We start from the raw sequence: 21,135 nt of genomic DNA, 5'->3' as shown, positions 1-21,135 counted from the left end.
TCTATTTCTGCGTCCTGAACCTGTTGCCGCAAAAGCGCATTTTCGGAGGAACCAGATGATTGACCTGACCAAGCATGATTTCACGTCATTGTCGGTGAAGGATCTGCTCGATGCCCGCGAGGCCTATCACGTGCATCTGGCCCACCTGCAATCGGTCTACGCCACGGCGATCGGCCGCTATCTGATCCGGGACAGCGACCGCAACGCGACGGAACGGCGACATCATTCCAAGCCGCAGGCGCTCGGACCGCGCACGCTGTTCAATTCGTCGGTCAAGGACTGGTCGTGGCCCTGCATCCTCGTCTTTGTGCGGGACTGGATGAAGCGCTCCGAGCTGAAGAACCATCCGGAGAAGCAGGACCAGCTGGTGCCTCCGTTCCTGTATCTGCCGGACGGGCGCGTCGTGCCCACCTGCGTCGTCAAGGTCGATCCGAACGAGGAAAGCCCCGGCGTCGTCGATCCGCCGGTGTTCAAGAGCGATCTGGTTGGCGGCGGCTTTCCGGTCCAGACCATGATCCAGGGCAAGATCCATCGCGGCTCGATCGGCTGTCTCGTCACCAATGGCGAGACCGTGTTTGCACTCTCCAACCGCCACGTGGTCGGCGCGGCCGGGCGCGAGATCTTCGCCGGCTTCAAGAACACGGAGCGGCGTCTCGGCGTCAGCGATGCGCTGCAACTCGGCAAGCGCGCCTTCAGCGACGTCTATCCCGGCTGGCCCGGCGCGCGCGTGGTGGCCAATCTCGATGCCGGATTGATCCGCGTCGACGACGTCAAGGGCTGGACCGCGCAGGTCTACGGCGTCGGCCAGGTCGGCGACGTCGTCGATCTCAATGTCGGCACCTTCCGCCTCGAGATCATCAACCAGCCGCTGATCGCCTTCGGTGCGACCAGCGGATTGATGAAGGGCAAGATCATCGGCCTGTTCTACCGCTACAAGACCGTCGGCGGCATGGAGTATGTCAGCGATTTCGTGATCGGTCCGCGCGACGGCAACACGCCGCTCAACAACTATCCCGGCGATTCCGGCACGGTCTGGTTTCTCGACGATCCGGACGCGAAGAAGAACGCCGGCGGCGCGCGCATCCTCAGTCCCCTGGCGCTGGAATGGGGCGGCCAGGAATTGTTCGGATCGGGCGGCAAGATTCCGATGCAGGTCGCGCTCGGCATCTGCATGGCGACGCTGTGCCGCGAGCTCGATGTCGAACTGATCGGCGACTGGAACGCCGGCCACACCGAGTATTGGGGCGAATGGGGACACGTCAAGATCGGCGCCTACGCGACCGGCCTGATCGATGCGAAGCTTCCCAAGCTCTCGGCCATGATGGACGCCAACTCCGACAATATCGGCCTCGACGACAAGCTGCTCCAAGACCTCAAGCCATATCAGCGAGGCGCATTCGCGCCGCTGGCCGATGTTGCCGACCTGGTCTGGCGCTTCACCCGGCATACCGACGAGAGCAACCATTTCGCCGACATGGACAAGCCGGGCAAGGACGGCAAGACGCTGCTGGATCTTTGCGCCGAGTCCACGCGCAACGTCGATCCGAAGGTGTGGAACGACTATTACGAAGGGATCGGCGAGGACCGCCGAGGCGCATTGCCGTTCCGGGTGTGGCAGATCTTCGACGAAATGGTCGACTATGCCGCCGCCAACAAGAAGCTGGAATTCGTCTGCGCCGCGGGGATCGTCGCGCATTACATCGGCGATGCCTGCCAGCCGCTGCACATCTCGCAATTCCATCATGGCCTCGATCCGAACGACAAGTTGCACGCCAAGGTGCACAGCGTGTACGAGACCACGATGATCGGCCGCCACGGCAAGGATCTCATCAAGATGATCCCGGATGCGCGGACCAGCGACGTCGCGGAGATCGCCCCGGGCGGCACGCCGACCGGGCGCGATGCTGCGGTCGCCGTGGTCGGGCTGATGCAGCGAACCGTGAAGCGGCTGCCGCCGATGACGATCGTCAATCTGTTCAACTCACACATGGGAAGCGGCCAGGTCGACGTGATGTGGTCGAAGCTGAAGGATGCGACGGCGGCCTGCATGCAGGACGGCGCCAAGACGCTGGCCCGGGTCTGGGAAGCGGCCTGGCGGGCCGGCGCCGGCGAGGACCGCGGGCAGGGCGGCAAGTTCGACCAGGGCAGTTTGAGCAAGCTCTACAACGATCCAAGCTTCCTGCCGGCATATCCGCTCCAGCAGCTCACGCTCGATGCCGACGACCACATCGTTCCGATCGGGGGAGGCGGAGCGCGGCGCCGGAGTGCGTCGACAGCACGGCGCGCACGCCCGCAAGCCGCGAAGAAGGCAGCGAAGAAGGCGGCCAAGAATTCGGCGAGGAAGGCGGTCAAGAAGGCCATGGCGCGCAAGCGTCCGGCAGCCGCCGCGCCGGTTCGCCGCGCAGCCGCCAGCAAGAGGACCGCGACCAAGCGCGGCGCGGCCAGCAAGCGGTCGGCTGGAAAGACGCGCAAGGCAAGCCGCAAGCGCTAGCGTTGTGAAGTCGGGTTGAACCGGCCTCGCGGCAAACTGCTGCACATCTCCCGCTTGCGGGACAGGGCAATCGCATATTGGCTCGATCTCTCCGCAAACTCGTCATGCCCGGCCTTGTGCCGGGCATCCACGTCTTGGTTTCCGCGTGAGAAAGACGTGGATGGCCGGGACAGGCCCGGCCATGACGAACGTGGAAGTCGCAACGCCAAGCTTTTCGCTGCCATATGCGATTGCCCTGCGCTTGCGGGGGAGGCGGACGCGCCGGAGTCTTCAAAATTTGTTGCAGACGACAGCGCGCGCTTGATCGGCGCCGTGAAGAAGATCTGCGAAGTCGAATAGGGAACTCGGTTTCATTCGCCTTCACATTTAGTTGTCTGCACGAACGATCCTTGGCCGCATTCATTTGCCATTTTTGCAGCAAGTCGCCGCGCGGAACCCATGCGCGCGGATGAAATCGAACTCAACGAACCGAACTCAACGAACAAGGGCCTTGGGCATGCAGACGGAGCGGATTGTCCTGAGCTTAGCGATCGCGATCGGCGGCCTTGGCGCCGCCGCGCCTGCGTTGTCGCAGGAATATCGCGGAACATGGGAACAGCAGATGGCGTGCACGCCCGACGTGATGCGGCTGTGCAGCGATCAGATTCCCGACACCAACCGGATCGTCGCCTGCCTGCGGCAGAACACGGCGCTGCTTGGCAGTTCCTGCCGCGCGGTGTTCGAGTCGAACGCGCAGCAACAGGCACAAACCCAGGGACGCGCACCCCAGCCGCAGACGATGCAACGGCCGCACGCGCCGCCGCAGCAGATGCAGCCAGCCCCGGTTGCGCCGCCGCGGCCCGACGACGATGAAGATTAGAGCGTTTTCAAGCGAAGTGGATGCCGGTTCGCGTAAAGAAAACAGGCATCGCTAAGCACTGACCTCTGTCTGAGCCCTGACTTCGCAGACATCGACCCATTCGGCCGCGGTCAGCTCGGCCATCCTGTGGGGTGTGATGCGCACCGCGCTGTGGGTCGAGCCTGCGGCCGGCACCACGACGTCGAATGCCTTCAGCGACACATCGCAATACACCGGCAGCGGCGTCTTCAGCCCGAACGGGCAGACGCCACCGACCTCGTGGCCGGTGATGTCGGCAACCTCGTCGAGGCCGAGCATCTTCGGCTTGCCGCCGAACGCCGCCTTCACCTTCTTGTTGTCCATCCGCGACGTCCCGGCGGCGACGATCAGCACGACGCGATCGCCGACCCGCAGGCTCAGCGTCTTGGCGATCCGTGCCGGCTCGACGCCATACGCTTCCGCCGCCAGCGCGACGGTCGCGGAGCTCACAGCGGATTCGATCACGGAAATATCGGGCGCCTTCTCGGCGAAGAAGGCGCGGACGGACTCGAGGCTCATACTGTTCAGGACCTTGCTAGTCAGGATCTGGCAGACACCAGGGCAGGAAGTTCGGAGAGGCCGTGGATCCGGTGATCGGGCACCACGCCGAGCTCGTCCATCTGGGTACGCAGAGCCTTGAACATCGTCAATGGGGCGACCGTCTCGCTCTCGACGCAGGCCAGCGCCATCGCTTCCGGCGTCACCCGCTCGATCCAGGCGACATTCAGTCCAAATGCCTTGGCGCCGCAGGCGTCCCACGGATTGGAGGAGATGAACAAGACCTCCGTGGGCGGCACGTTCAGCACCTCCTCGATCAACGTGTAGGCTTCGGGCGCCGGCTTGAACACTTTGTGCGCATCGACGCTGATGGTCGCATCGAGCAGGCGGTCGAGGCCGGAATTGCGCACCAGCGCGTTCAGCATGTCAGGGCTGCCGTTGGAGAGGATCGCGAGCTTCTTGTCCTTCATCGCCTCGAGCGCGGCGACGGCATCCGGATACAGCGCAAGATGCTGATACTTGTCGATGATGCGCCCAAAGGTCGCTTCGTCATATTGCAGGCCGAGGCAGCGCAGCGTGTAGGCGAGGGAATCGCGCGTCACTGCGGCGAAATCCTGGTAGCGCCGCATCAGCGTGCGCAGCCAGGAATATTCGAGCTGCTTGATGCGCCAGACCTGGGTGATGATGTCGCCATAGCCGGGGAATGCGTCCTCGGTGATTTCGGCCACCGATTGGACATCGTAGAGCGTGCCGTAGGCGTCGAAGACGATTGCTTTGATGCTCATTGAGTTTTCTCTTGCCCGCCAATGGTCGCATACAGGAATTTCCTGAGAGCGTCGATGGACTGATTGCGGACCTGCTCGTTGAATTCGAGGTGATGACCGAGCAGTTGCCCCGGCGTGCGATATTGCTGCACGTCAAAATCGTGATGCGCGCCGGGATAGACAATCAGCTCGATCGGATAGCCGAGGCCCTGCTGCCGCGAGATGCCGTCATCGTCGCGGCCTTCCGCCAGGTTCCGGCACTCTTGCGCCGGCGCCCAGTCGTCGAGTTCACCGACCATGATCAGGGTCGGCACGGTCATGTCGCCCTTGATGCCGAGGCAGCGCGGATAGAAGGCGACGGCGGCGCGGAATTTTTCCGTCGCGTTGACCTCGATCGCGCCGCGCTCGACCGAGAGCAATGCGAGCCATCCGCCCTGTGAAAAGCCGACCACGGCAATGCGTGTCGGATCGACCAGGGATTGCCGGGTCAGGAAGCTCAGCGCGCGATAGGCGTCGTGAACCGTTGCGGCAGGAGCATCGCCGGTGCAGGTGTCGCTGATGCCACGCGGGCCGAACCGGTCCACGGTGAGCGTGACATAGCCCCAGGCCGCGAGCCGTTTGCCCCAGCGCTCGTCGAGTTCCCGCCACTGCCCACTGCAGCCATGCAGCAACACCACGGCGGGCAGGAGACCCGGTCGCTCCGGCCGACGCAACAGGCCCTGCAGCGGCTGCGCGTTGCTGAGCGGGCTTTCGAATTCGACCAGCACGGATGGCGCTTCGGCCGCCGCCGCAGGCTTGCCGCCCGCGCTCCCGACCAGGAGCACGGTGAGGAAGATGGCAAGTCCGGCCCGGTTCGTCATCGGCCGCCCCGCAAGCGTGCGGCCGATGATACTCCCTTAAATCATGATGCGCTTCCACGGAATCGCATCATGATCTCATCTCCTTATTTGAGCATGATCTTTTCGGAAAACCGCTTCGCACTTTTCCGGATCATGCTCTAAATCCCCAAAATCTTGCGCGCGTTGGCCTTCAGCACCTTCGGCCGGATCTCCTCGCGGATGTCGAGCTTGGCGAAATCGGCAAGCCAGCGATCCGGCGTGATGACGGGCCAGTCGGAGCCGAACAGCATCTTGTCCTGCAGGATCGAGTTGATGTAGCGCACCAGGATCGGCGGGAAATATTTCGGCGACCAGCCGGAGAGATCGATATAGACGTTCGGCTTGTGTGTTGCGACCGACAGCGCCTCTTCCTGCCAGGGGAAGGAGGGATGTGCGAGGATGATCTTGAGGTCGGGAAAATCGGCCGCGACGTCGTCCATGTACATCGGGTTGGAGTATTTTAGCCGCATCCCCATGCCGCCCGGCATGCCCGAGCCGACGCCGGTCTGGCCGGTGTGGAACAGCGCGATCGCGCCGCCGTCATTGATCGCCTCGTAGAGCGGATAGGCCATGCGGTCGTTGGCGTAGAAGCCCTGCATGGTCGGATGGAATTTGAAGCCGCGGACGCCGTAGTCCTCGATCAGCTTGCGCGCCTCGCGGACGCCGAGCTTGCCCTTGTGTGGGTCGATCGAGACGAACGGGATCAGAACGTCGAGATGGTCGGAGGCGATCTCCAACATCTCCTCATTCTTGTAGCGGCGGAAACCGGTCTCGCGTTCGGCATCGACCGGGAAGATCACCGCGGCGATGTTCTTGGCGCGGTAGTAGGCCGCGGTCTCCGGCACGGTCGGCGGATGCTTGTGCGGCGACTTGAAATAGTCGGCCATCTGCGCCTGGAAATCGTCATAGCCGTCGTCGCCATGCATGCCGCACGGCTCCTCGGCATGGGTGTGGATGTCGATCGCTGTGACCTTTTCGATATCGGGCAGTTTGAGCTTGGGCATTCGGCTTCCCCGGCGGCGTGTTTGTTGGTGATGGAAAATAATTATATTATATAACAATTTTCGCAAGCGGTCTGAATTCATGGAAGGCGGTGGCGGTGCGGGCTCAGGTCGGCCGTGAAGTCGTCCTCGGGTGGGGGCGAGCCTCCCGCGCAAGCAACGATTCGCCAGCCATGGAACCACCGTCAGGGCGCGGTGGCCGGACGGGTCTTGGCGCGGATATCCCGGCGGTCGCCGTTTCTGGTGTGATCTCAATGGCGTGACGGGGCAACCGGCACCGGTTCCAGACCGCGATATGGTCGAAAATCGGCCCATCTCGGTTGACATTTAACGGTCCGATGGCTTAGAACCCCGCCGTCCCGCGCGGTAGGCCGCTTGTCGGGATAATCCCATTTTGCCAGCTATTGGCTTTTGCCGACGATTGGCATTGATCAGGTACGGCCTCCAACACGGGCCTTTCGAAGTAACAGGATTGTCCCATGAAGGTCCGTAACTCGCTGAAGTCGCTGCGCGGCCGCCATCGCAACAACCGTCTGGTCCGCCGCAAGGGCCGCGTCTACGTGATCAACAAGGTCCAGCGCCGCTTCAAGGCGCGCCAGGGTTGATCCGGCGCGGATCGGCCGATTGCGCCGATCCCAACACATCTCTTTCACAGGTCTTTGACGCCGTGCTGCTTTGCAGCGCGGCGTTGTGCGTCTAGACTTCGGGTCATGGGATTCAACTTCCTTGGACCTGGCAACCGCCGGCTGGCGATCCTGATCGCCGCGCTGCTTGCCGTGCCGGTCTTGGCCATGCCTGTCGCGGCCGCCGCGCAGGATGATCCGCGGGTGGTCCCGCCGCCGAAGGCCCAGAAGAAACTGCCCGAAGCTCCGACCAAGCTGCCGAAGGTTCCGGCCGACCGCACCCGCGGGCTGGATTTCCTGTTCGGCGCGCTGAAGGCTGCGCCCGATGAGGACAGCGCCCGTCACGTCGAGGCGCGGATCTGGGCGCTGTGGCTGCAAACCCCGAGCGATACCGCAGCGCTGTTGATGGTGCGCGCCAAGGCTGCGCTCGACGCCCAGAATATCGACGTGGCGCTGAAGCTTCTGGACGCGGTGATCAAGCTCCGGCCCGACTATGTCGAGGCCTGGAACCGGCGCGCGACGATCTACTATCTCAAGAACGACTACGTCCGTTCGCTGGGAGACCTGCAGCAGGTCCTGACCCGCGAGCCCCGCCACTTCGGCGCGCTGGCTGGTGTCGGCATGATCATGCAGGACATGGGCGACGACAAGCGCGCACTGGACGCCTTCCGCAAGGCGCTGGCTGTCGATCCCTACCTCGAGAAGGTGCCGCAGATCGTCAAGCAGCTGACCGAGAAGGTCGAAGGCCGCGACATCTGATTACGTGCGATTGATGCGATCGCGATCCGATTGGACGCGAGGGGGCACGTGGCTCGCGAGCTTGATGCTTGCTCGCGATACGGTCCGGCGCAGGAGACTAGTGCAGGAACTTGCCGCGGGACGCGCAATCCTCGGCCACGGCAGCATAGAATTGCTGAAGCTCCGCCTCCAGGTGCTCATTCACGAGCAACAGTGCCTTCAGGGCGCCGCGCAGGTCGCCGTTGCAGCTCGCCACGATCTGATCGATGGCCGCATCGCTAGGGTCGGAAATCATGGTACTCCTCCGATTACTTCCCGTTGAACTCGTCGTGCGGACGCGGGTTCCTGTGGATACAGTGTACAAGTCAAGAAGGATCCCGGGTCGCGTCCCGGTTTCGATGAAGCCTCGCCTCTGATGGCGAAATTGCCACGGGCAATCTATGGAATTACTAATGACGGTGGGATGAACCCGCTATCCACAGGCTGGGCGCACTGTGGACAACTCCGCGCCTCGGCGCGGGCCGGAAATCGACAATTGGCTTTCCGAACAAGAGCATGCCCGGGCAGGGGGCAAATCCACGCGAAACCCGGGTTCGGCTTCGTCGTAATTTTCAGGTTCCCAAGTCACTTCAACTTCTCAAGATCTTTCGGATCCCCTCGATGTTGACCGCGATCGTTGCGCTGGCCGCCGCAGGGCTGGCGCTGGCCCTGGCGACGCAAATCGGCGTCTTCCTGATCCAGCGCACCTTTGCGCCTCGGGGTCGCATGGTCGATGTGGCCGGCGCGCGGCTGCATGTCGTCGAACTCGGCCCGCGCGATGCCGCGGGGCCGCCGGTCGTGATGCTGCATGGCGCAAGCTCCAATCTCCGGGCGATGCAGCCGCTCGGCGAGCGCATTGCCAAAACGCGCCGGGTGATCCTGATCGACCGGCCGGGCCATGGCTGGAGCACGCGCAAGCGCGTTGCGGATTCGACGCCCGCGATCCAGGGCCGGATGATCGTGGAGGCGCTGACCAGGCTCGGCGTCGACCGCGCGATCATGGTGGCACATTCCTGGGCCGGGGCGCTCGCCCTGCGCATCGCGCTGGATGATCCGGACCGCGTCGCGGGCCTCGTGCTGCTCGCCCCGGTCGCCTATCCCTGGCGTGGTGGCGCCGGCCGCTACAATGATGTGATCTCGACACCGCTGATCGGGCCGTTGCTGGCGCACACGATCACGTTGCCGCTCGGTTATCTCGTCACGACATCGGGCGCGCGCGGTGTGTTCGCGCCGCAGCCGATGCCGGACGAATTCGTCCGTGACAGCGAGATATTGCTCCTGCTGCGCCCGCGCGAATTCATCGCCAATGCGCGCGACCTTGTCACGCTGAAGGCCGCCGTCGTCGAGCAGGCCCCACGCTATGCGAAGATCAGGGCGCCAGTCACGATCATTTCGGGCGACGTCGACAAGACGGTCTCGACCGGCATCCATTCGCGGCCGCTTGCAGCCACGGCGCCAAACGCCAAGCTCATCGTGCTGCCGGGTGTCGGCCACATGGTACAATACGCAGCGCCCGATCTCGTGGCATCCGAGATCGAGGCGATGGCTGACCAGATGGTCCAACCGGCAGCAACAGCGGACAAGATTGTCCCCGCGAATCTGTGATCCGGTGAGGCTTGCGCGGTCGCATCCTGCCGAACATCATGCGGCTGCGCGGCTCGACAGATATCACCCAAAGGACAAGCCTCATGCGGATCGACAACATCGCCGACCTCACCGCTGAAACCCTTGCCCAGGCCGGCGTGAAGCGCATCTACGGTGTCGTCGGCGACAGTCTCAACGGCTTGACCGAGGCGTTGCGCAAGCGCGCCACGATCGACTGGCTGCATGTGCGCCACGAGGAGGTGGCTGCCTTCGCCGCCGCCGCCGAATCCCAGATCACGGGCGACCTTGCGGTATGCGCGGGCTCCTGCGGCCCGGGCAATCTCCATCTCATCAACGGCCTGTTCGACGCGCATCGCAGCCGCACGCCGGTGCTGGCGATCGCGGCCCAGATCCCCTCCGCTGAAATCGGCGGCGGCTATTTCCAGGAGACCCATCCGCAGGACCTGTTCCGCGAATGCAGCCATTATTGCGAACTGGTGTCGGATCCGTCGCAGCTGCCCTACATGCTGGAGAACGCGATTCGCGCCGCGGTCGGCAAGCGCGGCGTTGCCGTCCTGGTGCTGCCGGGCGACGTCGCGATGCGGCCGGCGCCGAAGCGCGACATTGCGCCGAATGCCGGCCTGCTGCCGCCCGCGCCCGTTGTTCGTCCGGCCGAACCCGAGTTGAACGCGCTGGCAGCGCTGCTCAATGGCGCAAAGCGCATCACGTTGTTCTGCGGCCGCGGCTGCGCCGGCGCGCATGACGGCCTGATCAAGCTCGCCGAGACGCTGAAGAGCCCGATCGTGCATGCGCTCGGCGGCAAGGAATATGTCGAGTACGACAACCCCTACGATGTCGGCATGACCGGCTTCATCGGCTTCTCCTCCGGCTATGCCGCGATGCACGGCTGCGACGTGCTGCTGATGCTGGGCACCGACTTTCCCTACAAGCAGTTCTTCCCGACCGGCATCAGCATTGCCCAGGTCGATCTCCGCCCGGAAAATCTCGGCCGCCGCTGCAGGCTCGATCTCGGCATCGTCGGCGACGTCGGCGAGACCATCGCCGCGTTGTTGCCGAAGCTGACGGTCAAGACCGAGCGGAAGTTTCTCGACGCCAGCCTTGCGCATTACAAGGACGCCCGCGCCGGGCTCGACGATCTTGCCCGCGGCAAGCCGGGGCAGAAGCCGATCCATCCGCAATACCTGGCGCGCCTGCTCAGCGAGCAGGCGAGCGAGGATGCGGTGTTCACCGCCGACGTCGGCACGCCGACGATCTGGGCCGCGCGCTATCTGAAAATGAATGGCCGCCGCCGGCTGGTCGGCTCCTGGGTGCACGGCTCGATGGCCAATGCGATGGCGCATGCGATCGGCGCGCAGGCGGCGCAGCCGGGGCGTCAGGTGGTGTCGATGTCCGGCGACGGCGGCTTTGCCATGCTGATGGGCGATTTGATCACGCTGACGCAGGCGAAGCTGCCGGTGAAGGTCGTGATCTTCAACAACAGCGTGCTCGGTTTCGTCGCGCTGGAGATGAAGGCCGCCGGCTTCATCGAGACCGGGGTCGACCTGAAGAACCCGGATTTCGCGGCGATGGCCCGCGCCATGGGCATTCACGGCGTCAGGGTCGAGGATCCCGGCGAGCTCGAGGGCGCGATCCGCAGCGTGCTCGCGCATAACGGCCCGGCGGTGCTCGACGTCGTGACCGCGACGCAGGAATTGTCGATGCCGCCGACCATTACGCTGGAGCAGGTGAAGGGCTTCAGCCTGTGGGTGCTGCGCGCCGTGATGAGCGGCCGCGGCGACGAGGTGGTCGATCTCGCCAAGACCAATCTGTTGCCGCGCTGATTGCGGCGGCAGCGCAAATCAGAAAGCCAGAAGGGGATGGCGATTCGAAGGAAAGCCATCCCCTTCTAACGTACGCGCTGGCACGGGCGCAGAGCGGACGACGTCCGATACCGCCGATTACTTCTGCTTGCCGTCCTTGTCGAACGACGACACGTAGGCCCACAGATTGTTGGCCTCGGTCTCGTTCTTGATGCCGGCGAATGCCATCTTGGTGCCGGGGATCTTGGCCTTCGGATCCTTGATGTATTCGAGGAACTGATCCTTGTTCCAGGTGATGCCGGAATTCTTGTTGGCATCGGAATAGTTGTAGTCCGGCGCGGTGCCGGAATGGCGGCCGTCGAGGCCGTTGAGCTCGGGGCCGACCTTGTTCTTGGCGCCTTCGCCGATGGCGTGACAGGCGAGGCATTTGTTGAACGAGGTCTTGCCGGCGGCGGCATCCTGCGCCAGCGCGGAGGATGCGGTGGCCAGCGATGTGACGACCGCCAGCGCGCTCAAGGTCTTTAGGTTCATGGGGTTCTCTTCGTTTCGTCCCGGGGGGTAGTGTTTGGTTTGTGGCATGTCCGGCTTGGACAGGACAAGCCCCGAAACCTTGACAGGTTTCATGACCGCCCGCTTGTCCGAGAGAGAACTCGTCCTTGCGGAGCGGGGCAATCCGACCTTCGGCCGGGTGACTGAAACAGGGTGACTGAAACAGGTGCAGACCTGATTGATTTGTCGTAACAAATCCGCAAAGCGCAGAGCGCTCCGAGGGAACACCGATGTCCATCATGATGCCGGCGGCCGACCAGGCCGTCCTTGCCCGCCGCGCCGAAATCGTGGCCGCCTTGCGCGCCATCGTCCCGGGCGAGGGCGTGATCGACAGCGCCGCCGAAATGCTGGCCTATGAATCCGACGGCCTGACCGCCTATCGGCAGCCGCCGATGGTCGTGGTGTTGCCCGATACCACCGAGCAGGTCGCGAAGGTGCTCAGATATTGCCAGCAGCAGGGCATCAAGGTGGTGCCGCGCGGCTCCGGCACCTCGCTGTCCGGCGGCGCGCTGCCGCTCGCCGACGGCGTTTTGCTCGGGCTCGGCAAGTTCAAGCGCATTCGCGAAATCGACTTCGACAACCGCGTCGTTGTCACCGAGCCCGGCGTCACGAACCTTGCGATCAGCCAGGCCGTCGCCCATGCCGGCTTCTATTACGCGCCCGATCCGTCGTCGCAGATCGCCTGCTCGATCGGCGGCAATGTCGCGGAGAATTCCGGCGGCGTGCACTGCCTGAAATACGGCATGACCACCAACAATGTGCTGGGCTGCGAGATCGTGCTGATGAGTGGCGAGATCCTGCGCATCGGCGGCAAGTCGGCCGAGAATGCCGGCTACGATCTGATGGGCATCATCACCGGCTCGGAGGGGCTGCTCGGCGTCATCACCGAGATCACGGTGCGCATCCTGCAGAAGCCGGAGACGGCGCGCGCGCTGATGGTCGGCTTCGCCGAGGTCGAGGCGGCCGGCGAATGCGTGGCCGCCATCATCGGCGCCGGCATCATCCCCGGCGGCATGGAGATGATGGACAAGCCGGCGATCCACGCCGCGGAAGCCTTCGTCCATGCCGGCTATCCGCTCGATGTCGAGGCGCTCTTGATCATCGAGCTCGACGGTCCCCAGGTCGAGGTCGACGAGCTGATCAAGCGGGTCGAGGCGATCGCGCAAGGTTGCGGCTCGACCTCCTGCCAGATCTCGACCTCGGAGGCCGAGCGCAATCTGTTCTGGGCCGGCCGCAAGGCGGCATTCCCCGCGGTCGGCCGGATCTCGCCGGACTATCTCTGCATGGACGGCACCATCCCGCGCGGCGCGTTGCCGAAGGCGCTGGCGCGGATCCGCGAGCTCTCCGAGAAATACGGCCTCGGCGTCGCCAATGTGTTCCACGCCGGCGACGGCAATCTGCACCCCCTGATCCTCTACGATGCCAACAAGCCGGGCGAGATCGAGAAGGCGGAAGCGTTCGGCGCCGACATCCTGCGCTGCTGCGTCGAGCTCGGCGGCGTGCTCACCGGCGAGCACGGCGTCGGTATCGAGAAGCGCGACCTGATGCCGGAAATGTTCACCGAGATCGATCTCAACCAGCAGCAGCGGCTGAAATGCGCCTTCGATGCGGAGGGCCTGCTCAACCCCGGCAAGGTGTTTCCCACTCTGCACCGCTGCGCCGAACTCGGCCGCGTCCATGTCCACGCCGGCAAGCTGGCTTTCCCGGATATCCCGCGGTTCTAGTGTCCTGAATCCGAAGTTCGTATCATTCGCCGCACCTTCGGAGCGAACTTCGGATTCGATAAGGACACTAGCAAACTTATGATTCTAGTGTGCTTTATGAATCCGAAGTTCGTGAAAGCGGCTGCCGCGAAATCGCACGAACTTCGCATTCAGCACACTAGTACCGTCTCACCAGGCCGCGCGCCGAGCTGGCATCGCCATATGCGGCGCAGGCCCGTTCGGGGTCAGCTATCAACTCCGCCCGGACTCGCTTGAAGGTCTTGCCGGCAGCTTCGGACACCTCGGGGCGGAATTTGCGCGGATCGTAGTCATTGCCATCGTTGGCCTTGATGGCCGCATCAAAGGCGCTGATCATGGCCATGGCGGCGTCGGGGCTGCCGAGAAGCCTGGCGCCGAGTTGAACGCCGCCGGCACCATTGGCCTCATAGCCGATGCATCGCTGTTCGAGCACCGCGGCCGCGGTGGCGAGCTGGTCGAGGAACGTCGCCTCGGCGTCGGTGAGCATTGCGGCGCGCGCCTGCTGGGCCACGATCATCGCGAGCAGCGCGATGGCTGTTGGTTTGACGTTCATGGTGGCGGTTCTCCTGCGGCGGTTGAGCCGCGATCGAAATCACCGGTCGCCGAATGACGATAGTGCCGGCCAGTCCTTTTGGGGCATCAGGTGCCGCGCCGGCTATTGGCCCCAAGGGCAACATGCATCGGTGTCGGCCGCAGGCGGACGTGGAATTTGCGAGCGTCTCGCCGATCGATCCATTTTGACGGATCGCGCTAGCCAATCGATAACCTTAACCGATGCTTGCCGCGGCGGCGGTGGCAAGCCGTCAGGGCTGCCCGTTGCACGTCGCTGCACGAGCGGCGGCCACCGTTTACACGGCCTTCAACTGTTCCTCGGTATTTTCCGCAGATGCATGTCTTCGGGACCACATCGATGCCCAGCCTGGCTGATCAGCTGGCGCTCTCGCGCAACCGGCCGGCGGGTTTCGACTACATGCGGATCGCGCTGGCGGTGTCGATCATCTGCCTGCACAGCCTGAACGTGACGCTCGGGCTCGGCCGGGCGCTGGAAATCCTGGGTTCGTTCCGCATTGGCATCGCGATGATCCTCGCGCTGTTCTTCGCGTTGAGCGGTTTCCTGGTGACGGCGAGCCTGCAGCGGTGCAAGAGCCTGATTTCGTTCCTCGGCCTGCGCGTGCTTCGGATCGGACCCGCGCTCGCGGTCGAGACGACACTGTCGGCTGTCATCATCGGCGCAGTCTTCACCGAACTGCCATGGGCGCAATATGTCGCCGACCCGAAATTCCACGCCTATTTTCTCAATATCGTCGGCGACATCCATTACGAGCTGCCGGGCGTCTTCCTGCACAATCCGCTGCCGGACGTGGTGAATGCCCAGCTCTGGACGGTGCCGTATGAATTGTGGTGCTACGTCATCCTGGCGCTGCTCGCGGTGACCACGATTTGCTTCAACCGGGTGGCCTACCTCGTGTTCCTGGTGACCGTTCAGGTCGCGGTGGTGAGCTACGACATCTACCGCTGGGAGGAGGTGCCGATCCAGCTTCGCCCGCATCTTCTGGTGTTCTGCTTCCTCGCCGGCGTCGGCTTCTATCTCTGGCGCGACAAGGTGCCGTTCAACCGCACGGCGTGCCTGGTCGCGTTGTTGCTGTGCGCCGCCGGCATGGCCACGGGACGCGGCGACGCGCTGGCTCCGGTGCCGGCCGCCTATGTCGCGTGCTATCTCGGCCTGATGAACCCGCGGCGGAGCTGGATCGTATCGTCAGGCGATTACTCCTACGGGCTCTACCTCTATGGGTTCGTCATCCAGCAATGCGTTGCCGCGTTCGGCCCGCAGGTTCAGCACTGGTATCTGAACATCCTGATCAGCCTGCCGCTCGCCTTCGGCGTCGCCGTCGCGTCCTGGCATCTCGTCGAGAAACATGCGCTTCGGCTCCGCGGGCCTGTCGAGACGTTCGAGGCCGCGGTGCTGTCGCGGATCGCGATCATCGGCTTCTGGCGCAGGCAGCCCGAGCGGGTCGCGTTGCGCGCAACGCTCGGCAACGGCAGCGCATCGATCTGATCCGCGCTCGCGGGGAGGATTGGCATCCTCCCCGCGGCGCCGTCGATCACAGCAACGCGTATTGCGTCCGTTCGCGCTTGGCGAGCAGCGGCAGTGCCTGCTCCGCGATGTAGGTCTTGAAGTAAGCGCTCTCCGAATGGGCCTTGAACGCCGCCTCGTCCTGGAACAATTCGTAGAACAGGAATTGCGCCGGATTGTCCTTGCCGCGGCCGATCAGGAACAGCTTGGTGCCGGGGTCCTTCTGCGCCTCGGGCAGGAAGCCGTCGAGAATTGCCGCGACCTTGTCGGCCTGGCCTTCCTTGGCTTCCCATTGCGCCACGACCAGAAGGCCGGATGTGTTGATCGCATCGCTGATGGTTCTCGTGCTCATCGCATAGTGCTTCATTTGCATTCCTCCGTTGCTTTGCTCCGATCGAGCTTGCGATCCGGCCCAGGGCGAGACGCCGGCGATCGTCATGATCGCGGCGAACGAGCCGATGGCCGATCGTCGGGTGAGCATCATCGTCGTGGTCGTGACTTCCGAACGCTTCATGATCGCCTCCAGATGAAGTGCGCCAACCGTCTTGCCGGCCGAACCGCACCGCGACAGATAGTGGATCGTTCGATGAACTCGGTTAGGTGATGGACGAAATGTCGATGTCGTGAAAATGGTTCGACATTGGTCGAAGTGTTGCGTCTCCGCCTTCGCAGGACGCGCGATCTGGCCAAACCTCGAGCGGGGTGGCCCGACTGCCGTTCCCGCCACTGCCGGGCGGTCAGCCCCACCCCCGGGCGATTCCGTCGGCGTTGCGACGGTGGGGTTCGCCGCATTTGATCTCGGAGCCAAATTTCGTTACCGACTAGCGTGTGGAAACGCTGAAAGTCAGAGACGTCCAGGACGTCGAAGAGGTGGTGCGCGCTGCTGTCGCCAGCGAGCAGCCGCTTGAGGTCATTGGTCATGGATCGAAACGCGCCATCGGCCATCCGATGGCGACCAATGCGGTGCTCGACGTCTCGGTGCTGAACGCGGTCACCTCCTATGAGCCGAACGAGTTGATCATCACCGTGCAGGCCGGCGCGCCGCTCGCCGACGTGCAATCGCTGATCGACGCCAAGAACCAGCAATTCGCCTTCGAGCCGATCGACATGTCCGTGCTGCTCGGCACGGCGGGAGCCGGCACGATCGGCGGCATGATCGGCGCCGGCCTTGCCGGTCCGCGCCGCATCAAGGCCGGCGGCGCCCGCGATCACCTGCTCGGGGCGCATGCGGTGTCCGGATTCGGCGACAGTTTCAAGACCGGCGGGCGGGTGGTGAAGAACGTCACCGGCTACGATCTCTGCAAGCTGCTCACCGGTTCCTGGGGCACGCTCGCGGTCATGACCGAAGTGACGCTCAAGGTCATGCCGAAGCCGGAAGCCGAGCGGACGCTGGTGCTGCGCGGGCTCGACGACGTCACCGCCAACAAGGCGATGACGGCAGCGCTGGGTTCGCCCTTCGACGTCTCGGGCGCGGCGCATTTGCCCGGTTCGGCGTTGCGGTCCGGGACCGGTGCGCTCGCCGGCCTCGCAGCCTCCGGTCAGCCGGTCACGCTGGTGCGGCTTGAGGGCATTTCGGCGTCGGCGGCGCACCGGGCGGCTTCGCTCAGCCAGACACTCTCGTCCTTTGGAACGGTCGACAGCCTCGCTGACGACGCTTCGGCTGCGATCTGGAGCGCGCTGCGCGACGTGGTGCCGTTCGCGGCGAACGGCGCGCTCGGGGCCTGGCCGGTGTGGCGCATCGTTTGCCCGCCGGCCTCAGGCGGGGTGCTGGGTCAGGCGCTGTCGCGCGCCACCGGCGGCGACGTGATCTACGATTGGGGTGGCGGGCTGATCTGGGCCGCGGTGCCGCCCAATGCCGATGCGCAGGCCGCGCTGGTCCGCGGCCAGGTCGAGGCGGTCAGCGGGCACGCCACCCTGATTCGCGCCACCGACGATGTGCGCCGTGCGGTCGACGTGTTCCAGCCGCAGCCGGCCGGGCTTGCCGCACTCGGCGAACGGGTCCGGGCGAGTTTCGATCCGAGGTCGGTCCTCAACCGCGGCCGGATGATGCGAGGCGCGAGTGCATGAAGACCGAGTTTACCCTGGCGCAGCTCGCCGATCCCGACATCAAGGAAGCCGACAAGATCCTGCGCGCCTGCGTGCATTGCGGCTTCTGCACCGCGACCTGTCCGACCTATGTGCTGCTCGGCGACGAGCTCGATAGTCCGCGCGGCCGCATCTACCTGATCAAGGAGATGCTGGAGAAGGACAAGCCCCCGACCGCGGACGTGGTCAAGCATATCGACCGCTGCCTGTCGTGCCTCGCCTGCATGACCACCTGTCCGTCGGGCGTGAACTACATGCACCTCGTCGACCAGGCCCGGGTCCGGATCGAGCGGGATTACGAGCGGCCGCTGACCGAGCGGCTGCTGCGATCGGTGCTCGCCTACGTGCTGCCGCGGCCGGGCCTGTTCCGGATCAGCATGATCCTGGCCGGGCTCGCCCGTCCGTTCACGGCCCTGCTGCCAACGCCGTCGGTCGGCGCGGCGAGCCCGGGCCTGCTGCGGCGGATCAAGGCGATGCTGGCGCTGGCGCCGCGCCGCCTGCCGCCGCCGGGTCCGGCTGCAGGAACCGTATTTGCGGCGACCGGCCGGCGGCGCGGCCGGGTCGCGCTGTTGCAGGGCTGCGCCCAGCAGGTGCTGGCGCCACGCATCAATCAGGCCGCGATCAACGTGCTGACCCGGCACGGCGTCGAGGTGGTGCTGGTCAAGGACGAGCAATGCTGCGGCGCGTTGACCCATCACATGGGGCAGGATGCCGACGCGCTGGCGCGTGCACGGGCCAACGTCACGGTGTGGCAAAGGGAAGCGGACCAGAACGGGCTCGACGCCATTCTGGTGACGACCTCTGGCTGTGGGACAGTCGTCAAGGACTACGGCTACCTGCTGCGCGAGGACAAAACATTCGCCGAACCTGCCGAGCGAATCTCGGCGCTGGCAAAGGATATCACCGAGTATCTCTCAGCTCTTGAGCTCGCGCCTTCAAACCAGAAAGGCGACATCACCGTCGCCTATCACTCGGCTTGTTCGTTGCAGCATGGACAGAAAATCACTCAACTTCCGAAAGAATTGCTTTCCAAGAATGGATTCGTGGTGAAAGATGTGCCTGAGAGCCATTTGTGTTGCGGTTCGGCGGGGACCTACAACATTCTCCAGCCCGACATTGCGAGCAGATTGCGCGATCGCAAGGTCGCCAATATTGCGCTTGTCAAACCGGACATGATCGCTGCGGGCAATATTGGTTGCATGGTTCAGATTGCCGGCGGTACGTCAGTTCCTGTGGTGCACACGATTGAGCTTCTCGATTGGGCGACAGGAGGTCCCCGGCCAGGATTGAATTGATCGACTGCCATTCGAGCATGATCCGGACCCCAGCCTTGCCCTGACGCAAACTGAAGGACCGGCGCTTCCCTGCCACAGACGCGAAGCGATCGCGCGGCCATCATGCCCGACAAGCGAAGTGGAGGGTGCCTCTCCCAGAGGTGCAGCTGCTGACCGGCAAGCGATCACTTCAATACGCGGTGGCCTCAAATCAGCGGCAACAGGAGGACCACGATGGCGAAGTCGAAGAAGGCGAAGAAAAGCAAGAAGGCCAAAAAGGCCAAGAAGGCCAAGAAGGCGGTAGCGGCGAAGAAGAAGTCCGCGAAGAAGTCGGCCAAGAAGGCCGCGAAAAAGTCTGCAAAGAAATCGGCGAAGAAGTCAGCCAAGAAGGCTGCGAAGAAGGCCGCGAAGAAGGCTGCTCCGAAGAAGGCCGCGCCCAAGAAGGCCGCGAAGCCGGCTGCGAAGAAGGCTGCCAAGAAGAGCGCTCCGAAGAAGGCCGCCGCTGCGAAGCCGGCCGCCCCGGCTGCAGCGCCCCCGGCGCCCGAGCCTGCGCCGCAGCCGGCCCAGAGCTGGGCCACGCCGAGCCACGAGCCGGCGCCGAGCTGGGGCACTTCGGACAGCGAGCACCACTAACCGAACCTTTCTTGGTTCACCTGATCCAAGCCGCAGCGGACGCCGCTGCGGCTTTTTCCGTACTGGGTCCGTAGTTTTGCGGAAGTTTTGCGGAGACGCGATTCGCAATGCCGCCTCCCGCAGCGCGTCAAACCGTTGCGCGATTCCGGGCTGGGCTTGCCGTTCAACCGGAACGGGAGCCTCAGCCTTGTGGTGCAAATGCAACACCCGTCAATCAACATGTGGCGAGAGTGCCAGAACGCCTAAAAAGTCGGCAGATGCATGTCTTTTCGCCTTCTCCAAAAACGGGGTGCGTTTCAGATTGAGCACGCGCGATTGAGTTGCAGTCCGTTATCGCGCGCCCTGGGGGCCACCGGAGCTGGGCTGTCTGGAAAACTAGATGGGGATCGTCATGAAGAAACTGGCTTTGTTAGCAACGGCGCTAGCAATGATTTCGAGCTCGGCAATGGCAGCTGACATGGCGGTGAAGGCCGTCAAGGCGCCGCCGCCGGCTCCCTTCGATCCTTGGGACGTTGCCTTCGGCGCCGGCATCATGAACGACTACATCTTCCGCGGCGTCACCCAGTCCAACCACAATCCGTCGGTCACCGCCTATTTCGAGCCGCGCTACAACGTCAACAAGGACCTGCAGCTCTACATCGGCACCTCGACCGAAAGCATCTCCTTCGCCAACCGCGCTGCGGCTGAAGTCGACGTCTACGGCGGTATCCGCCCGACCTTCGGCGCCTTCGCCTTCGACATCGGTGTCTGGGGTTACCTGTATCCGGGTGGAACCTGCTTCTTCGGCGCGCCGACCGACACCGCCGGCAAGCTGCTCAGCCCGGAGTGCGCAGCCAACGCCCTGGCCAACGGCAACGTGATGAAGAAGGACGTCTCGTTCTTCGAAGTCTACGGCAAGGCGACCTGGACCATCAACGACAACTGGGCGTTCACCATCAACGAGTACTACTCGCCCAACTTCCTCAACACCGGCGCCTGGGGCAACTACTCCTCGATCATCGGCAAGTACACCGCGCCCAGCACCTTGTTCGGGACCAGCGGCGTCGGCATGTATGTGTCGGGTGAGTTCGGCCGGCAGTGGCTCGGCACCTCCGACAGCTTCTACGGCGTTCCGGCGTTCCCGAACGGCATCAAGTACGCCGACTACAACACCTGGAACGTCGGCATCGGCTTCACCTACAAGGTGTTCACGCTCGATCTGCGCTACTCCGACACCGACCTGTCGAAGGGCAATTGCAGCGCCTTCACCAGCGATTTCACCGCGGGCGGAACCACCAATGTCACCCCGATCAATCCGGGCGGCACGGGCTCCAACTGGTGCGGCGCGGCCGGTATCGCCAAGCTCTCGGTCGACCTGACCGCGATGTCCAGCCTGAAGTAATTTCCTCTTCGGAGGATCGCGGGGGCGGCAGAGCAATCTGCCGCCCCTTTGCTTTGCGGGCGGTGCTCCACCTCCGCCCCGCGT

At 64.1% G+C, this 21,135-nt stretch carries 20 protein-coding genes; 12 read left to right on the top strand and 8 right to left on the bottom strand.

Features of this window, described 5'->3' with window-relative positions:
• Positions 1-55: 55 nt before the first annotated feature.
• Both ACE10Z_RS38325 and ACE10Z_RS38320 read left to right on the top strand, forming a co-directional pair.
• Complete coding sequence (locus tag ACE10Z_RS38325) at positions 56-2,491, top strand: hypothetical protein (RefSeq protein WP_375785316.1); 2,436 nt, start codon at positions 56-58, stop codon at positions 2,489-2,491.
• Positions 2,492-2,987: 496 nt separating this feature from the next.
• A complete protein-coding gene (locus ACE10Z_RS38320; RefSeq protein ID WP_375790026.1) occupies positions 2,988-3,350 on the top strand; it encodes a hypothetical protein in 363 nt (120 codons plus the stop codon).
• Between the two features lie 51 nt (positions 3,351-3,401).
• On the opposite strand, the gene ACE10Z_RS38315 is transcribed toward ACE10Z_RS38320, so the two are convergent.
• The 4 genes from ACE10Z_RS38315 to ACE10Z_RS38300 all read right to left on the bottom strand — a co-directional run bounded on the left by ACE10Z_RS38315 (position 3,402) and on the right by ACE10Z_RS38300 (position 6,512).
• Positions 3,402-3,887, bottom strand: coding sequence for a YbaK/EbsC family protein (locus ACE10Z_RS38315; RefSeq protein WP_375785315.1), 486 nt, complete (start codon positions 3,885-3,887; stop codon positions 3,402-3,404).
• Positions 3,888-3,907: 20 nt separating this feature from the next.
• Positions 3,908-4,651, bottom strand: coding sequence for a haloacid dehalogenase type II (locus tag ACE10Z_RS38310; protein ID WP_375785314.1), 744 nt, complete (start codon positions 4,649-4,651; stop codon positions 3,908-3,910).
• Positions 4,648-5,490, bottom strand: a complete 843-nt coding sequence (locus ACE10Z_RS38305; RefSeq protein WP_375785313.1) for a dienelactone hydrolase family protein — start codon at positions 5,488-5,490, stop codon at positions 4,648-4,650. Before ACE10Z_RS38305 ends, ACE10Z_RS38310 begins: the two co-directional genes overlap by 4 nt.
• Positions 5,491-5,627: 137 nt before the next feature.
• Complete coding sequence (locus ACE10Z_RS38300; RefSeq protein ID WP_375785312.1) at positions 5,628-6,512, bottom strand: amidohydrolase family protein; 885 nt, start codon at positions 6,510-6,512, stop codon at positions 5,628-5,630.
• Between the two features lie 476 nt (positions 6,513-6,988).
• On the opposite strand from ACE10Z_RS38300, the gene ykgO reads away from it, so the two are divergent.
• Together ykgO and ACE10Z_RS38290 are read left to right on the top strand one after the other, a co-directional pair.
• Positions 6,989-7,114 carry a type B 50S ribosomal protein L36 gene (gene ykgO, locus ACE10Z_RS38295; protein ID WP_002718645.1) on the top strand — a complete coding sequence of 42 codons (126 nt, stop codon included), beginning with the start codon at positions 6,989-6,991 and terminating at the stop codon, positions 7,112-7,114.
• Positions 7,115-7,219: 105 nt separating this feature from the next.
• Positions 7,220-7,891, top strand: coding sequence for a tetratricopeptide repeat protein (locus ACE10Z_RS38290; RefSeq protein ID WP_371821749.1), 672 nt, complete (start codon positions 7,220-7,222; stop codon positions 7,889-7,891).
• 97 nt (positions 7,892-7,988) lie between these two features.
• Here ACE10Z_RS38290 and ACE10Z_RS38285 read toward each other — a convergent pair whose 3' ends face one another.
• Complete coding sequence (locus tag ACE10Z_RS38285; RefSeq protein ID WP_165126306.1) at positions 7,989-8,165, bottom strand: hypothetical protein; 177 nt, start codon at positions 8,163-8,165, stop codon at positions 7,989-7,991.
• A gap of 365 nt (positions 8,166-8,530) precedes the next feature.
• Between ACE10Z_RS38285 and ACE10Z_RS38280 the strand changes: the two genes are divergently transcribed.
• Together ACE10Z_RS38280 and poxB are read left to right on the top strand one after the other, a co-directional pair.
• Positions 8,531-9,514, top strand: coding sequence for an alpha/beta fold hydrolase (locus tag ACE10Z_RS38280; protein WP_375785311.1), 984 nt, complete (start codon positions 8,531-8,533; stop codon positions 9,512-9,514).
• Positions 9,515-9,597: 83 nt separating this feature from the next.
• Positions 9,598-11,334, top strand: coding sequence for a ubiquinone-dependent pyruvate dehydrogenase (gene poxB, locus ACE10Z_RS38275; protein WP_375785310.1), 1,737 nt, complete (start codon positions 9,598-9,600; stop codon positions 11,332-11,334).
• 117 nt (positions 11,335-11,451) lie between these two features.
• On the opposite strand, the gene cycA is transcribed toward poxB, so the two are convergent.
• A complete protein-coding gene (cycA, locus tag ACE10Z_RS38270; protein WP_076864953.1) occupies positions 11,452-11,844 on the bottom strand; it encodes a cytochrome c-550 CycA in 393 nt (130 codons plus the stop codon).
• 248 nt (positions 11,845-12,092) lie between these two features.
• On the opposite strand from cycA, the gene ACE10Z_RS38265 reads away from it, so the two are divergent.
• Positions 12,093-13,586, top strand: coding sequence for an FAD-linked oxidase C-terminal domain-containing protein (locus ACE10Z_RS38265; protein WP_375785309.1), 1,494 nt, complete (start codon positions 12,093-12,095; stop codon positions 13,584-13,586).
• Between the two features lie 157 nt (positions 13,587-13,743).
• On the opposite strand, the gene ACE10Z_RS38260 is transcribed toward ACE10Z_RS38265, so the two are convergent.
• On the bottom strand, positions 13,744-14,157 hold the full coding sequence (locus ACE10Z_RS38260; RefSeq protein WP_375785308.1) for a hypothetical protein: 414 nt from the start codon (positions 14,155-14,157) through the stop codon (positions 13,744-13,746).
• Positions 14,158-14,514: 357 nt separating this feature from the next.
• Between ACE10Z_RS38260 and ACE10Z_RS38255 the strand changes: the two genes are divergently transcribed.
• Positions 14,515-15,660 (top strand): acyltransferase family protein, encoded by a 1,146-nt coding sequence (locus ACE10Z_RS38255; RefSeq protein ID WP_375785307.1) that lies wholly within the window; start codon positions 14,515-14,517, stop codon positions 15,658-15,660.
• Positions 15,661-15,706: 46 nt separating this feature from the next.
• Here ACE10Z_RS38255 and ACE10Z_RS38250 read toward each other — a convergent pair whose 3' ends face one another.
• Positions 15,707-16,192, bottom strand: a complete 486-nt coding sequence (locus ACE10Z_RS38250) for a putative quinol monooxygenase (protein WP_375785306.1) — start codon at positions 16,190-16,192, stop codon at positions 15,707-15,709.
• Positions 16,193-16,506: 314 nt separating this feature from the next.
• Here ACE10Z_RS38250 and ACE10Z_RS38245 point away from each other — a divergent pair, with 314 nt between their 5' ends.
• From ACE10Z_RS38245 to ACE10Z_RS38230, 4 genes are all read left to right on the top strand, one after another.
• On the top strand, positions 16,507-17,745 hold the full coding sequence (locus ACE10Z_RS38245; protein ID WP_375785305.1) for an FAD-binding protein: 1,239 nt from the start codon (positions 16,507-16,509) through the stop codon (positions 17,743-17,745).
• Positions 17,742-19,058, top strand: a complete 1,317-nt coding sequence (gene glcF, locus ACE10Z_RS38240) for a glycolate oxidase subunit GlcF (protein WP_375785304.1) — start codon at positions 17,742-17,744, stop codon at positions 19,056-19,058. The genes ACE10Z_RS38245 and glcF overlap by 4 nt, the downstream gene beginning before the upstream one ends.
• 213 nt (positions 19,059-19,271) lie before the next feature.
• Entirely contained in the window at positions 19,272-19,670 is a 399-nt protein-coding gene (locus ACE10Z_RS38235) for a histone (RefSeq protein WP_375785303.1), read from the top strand.
• A gap of 391 nt (positions 19,671-20,061) precedes the next feature.
• Positions 20,062-21,051, top strand: a complete 990-nt coding sequence (locus tag ACE10Z_RS38230; RefSeq protein WP_375785302.1) for a TorF family putative porin — start codon at positions 20,062-20,064, stop codon at positions 21,049-21,051.
• Positions 21,052-21,135: the final 84 nt, after the last annotated feature.

Origin of the sequence: Bradyrhizobium sp. Pha-3, from assembly GCF_042258615.1 — a bacterium.
Classification (GTDB): domain Bacteria; phylum Pseudomonadota; class Alphaproteobacteria; order Rhizobiales; family Xanthobacteraceae; genus Bradyrhizobium.
This window is presented reverse-complemented; position numbering and strand designations above follow the sequence as displayed.

Coding starts and splice junctions, on each gene's coding strand:
- ACE10Z_RS38325 (WP_375785316.1), top strand. CDS start 56: ATGATTGACCTGACCAAGCATGATTTCACGTCATTGTCGGTGAAGGAT.
- ACE10Z_RS38320 (WP_375790026.1), top strand. CDS start 2,988: ATGCAGACGGAGCGGATTGTCCTGAGCTTAGCGATCGCGATCGGCGGC.
- ACE10Z_RS38315 (WP_375785315.1), bottom strand. CDS start 3,887: ATGAGCCTCGAGTCCGTCCGCGCCTTCTTCGCCGAGAAGGCGCCCGAT.
- ACE10Z_RS38310 (WP_375785314.1), bottom strand. CDS start 4,651: ATGAGCATCAAAGCAATCGTCTTCGACGCCTACGGCACGCTCTACGAT.
- ACE10Z_RS38305 (WP_375785313.1), bottom strand. CDS start 5,490: ATGACGAACCGGGCCGGACTTGCCATCTTCCTCACCGTGCTCCTGGTC.
- ACE10Z_RS38300 (WP_375785312.1), bottom strand. CDS start 6,512: ATGCCCAAGCTCAAACTGCCCGATATCGAAAAGGTCACAGCGATCGAC.
- ykgO (WP_002718645.1), top strand. CDS start 6,989: ATGAAGGTCCGTAACTCGCTGAAGTCGCTGCGCGGCCGCCATCGCAAC.
- ACE10Z_RS38290 (WP_371821749.1), top strand. CDS start 7,220: ATGGGATTCAACTTCCTTGGACCTGGCAACCGCCGGCTGGCGATCCTG.
- ACE10Z_RS38285 (WP_165126306.1), bottom strand. CDS start 8,165: ATGATTTCCGACCCTAGCGATGCGGCCATCGATCAGATCGTGGCGAGC.
- ACE10Z_RS38280 (WP_375785311.1), top strand. CDS start 8,531: ATGTTGACCGCGATCGTTGCGCTGGCCGCCGCAGGGCTGGCGCTGGCC.
- poxB (WP_375785310.1), top strand. CDS start 9,598: ATGCGGATCGACAACATCGCCGACCTCACCGCTGAAACCCTTGCCCAG.
- cycA (WP_076864953.1), bottom strand. CDS start 11,844: ATGAACCTAAAGACCTTGAGCGCGCTGGCGGTCGTCACATCGCTGGCC.
- ACE10Z_RS38265 (WP_375785309.1), top strand. CDS start 12,093: ATGTCCATCATGATGCCGGCGGCCGACCAGGCCGTCCTTGCCCGCCGC.
- ACE10Z_RS38260 (WP_375785308.1), bottom strand. CDS start 14,157: ATGAACGTCAAACCAACAGCCATCGCGCTGCTCGCGATGATCGTGGCC.
- ACE10Z_RS38255 (WP_375785307.1), top strand. CDS start 14,515: ATGCCCAGCCTGGCTGATCAGCTGGCGCTCTCGCGCAACCGGCCGGCG.
- ACE10Z_RS38250 (WP_375785306.1), bottom strand. CDS start 16,192: ATGAAGCGTTCGGAAGTCACGACCACGACGATGATGCTCACCCGACGA.
- glcF (WP_375785304.1), top strand. CDS start 17,742: ATGAAGACCGAGTTTACCCTGGCGCAGCTCGCCGATCCCGACATCAAG.
- ACE10Z_RS38235 (WP_375785303.1), top strand. CDS start 19,272: ATGGCGAAGTCGAAGAAGGCGAAGAAAAGCAAGAAGGCCAAAAAGGCC.
- ACE10Z_RS38230 (WP_375785302.1), top strand. CDS start 20,062: ATGAAGAAACTGGCTTTGTTAGCAACGGCGCTAGCAATGATTTCGAGC.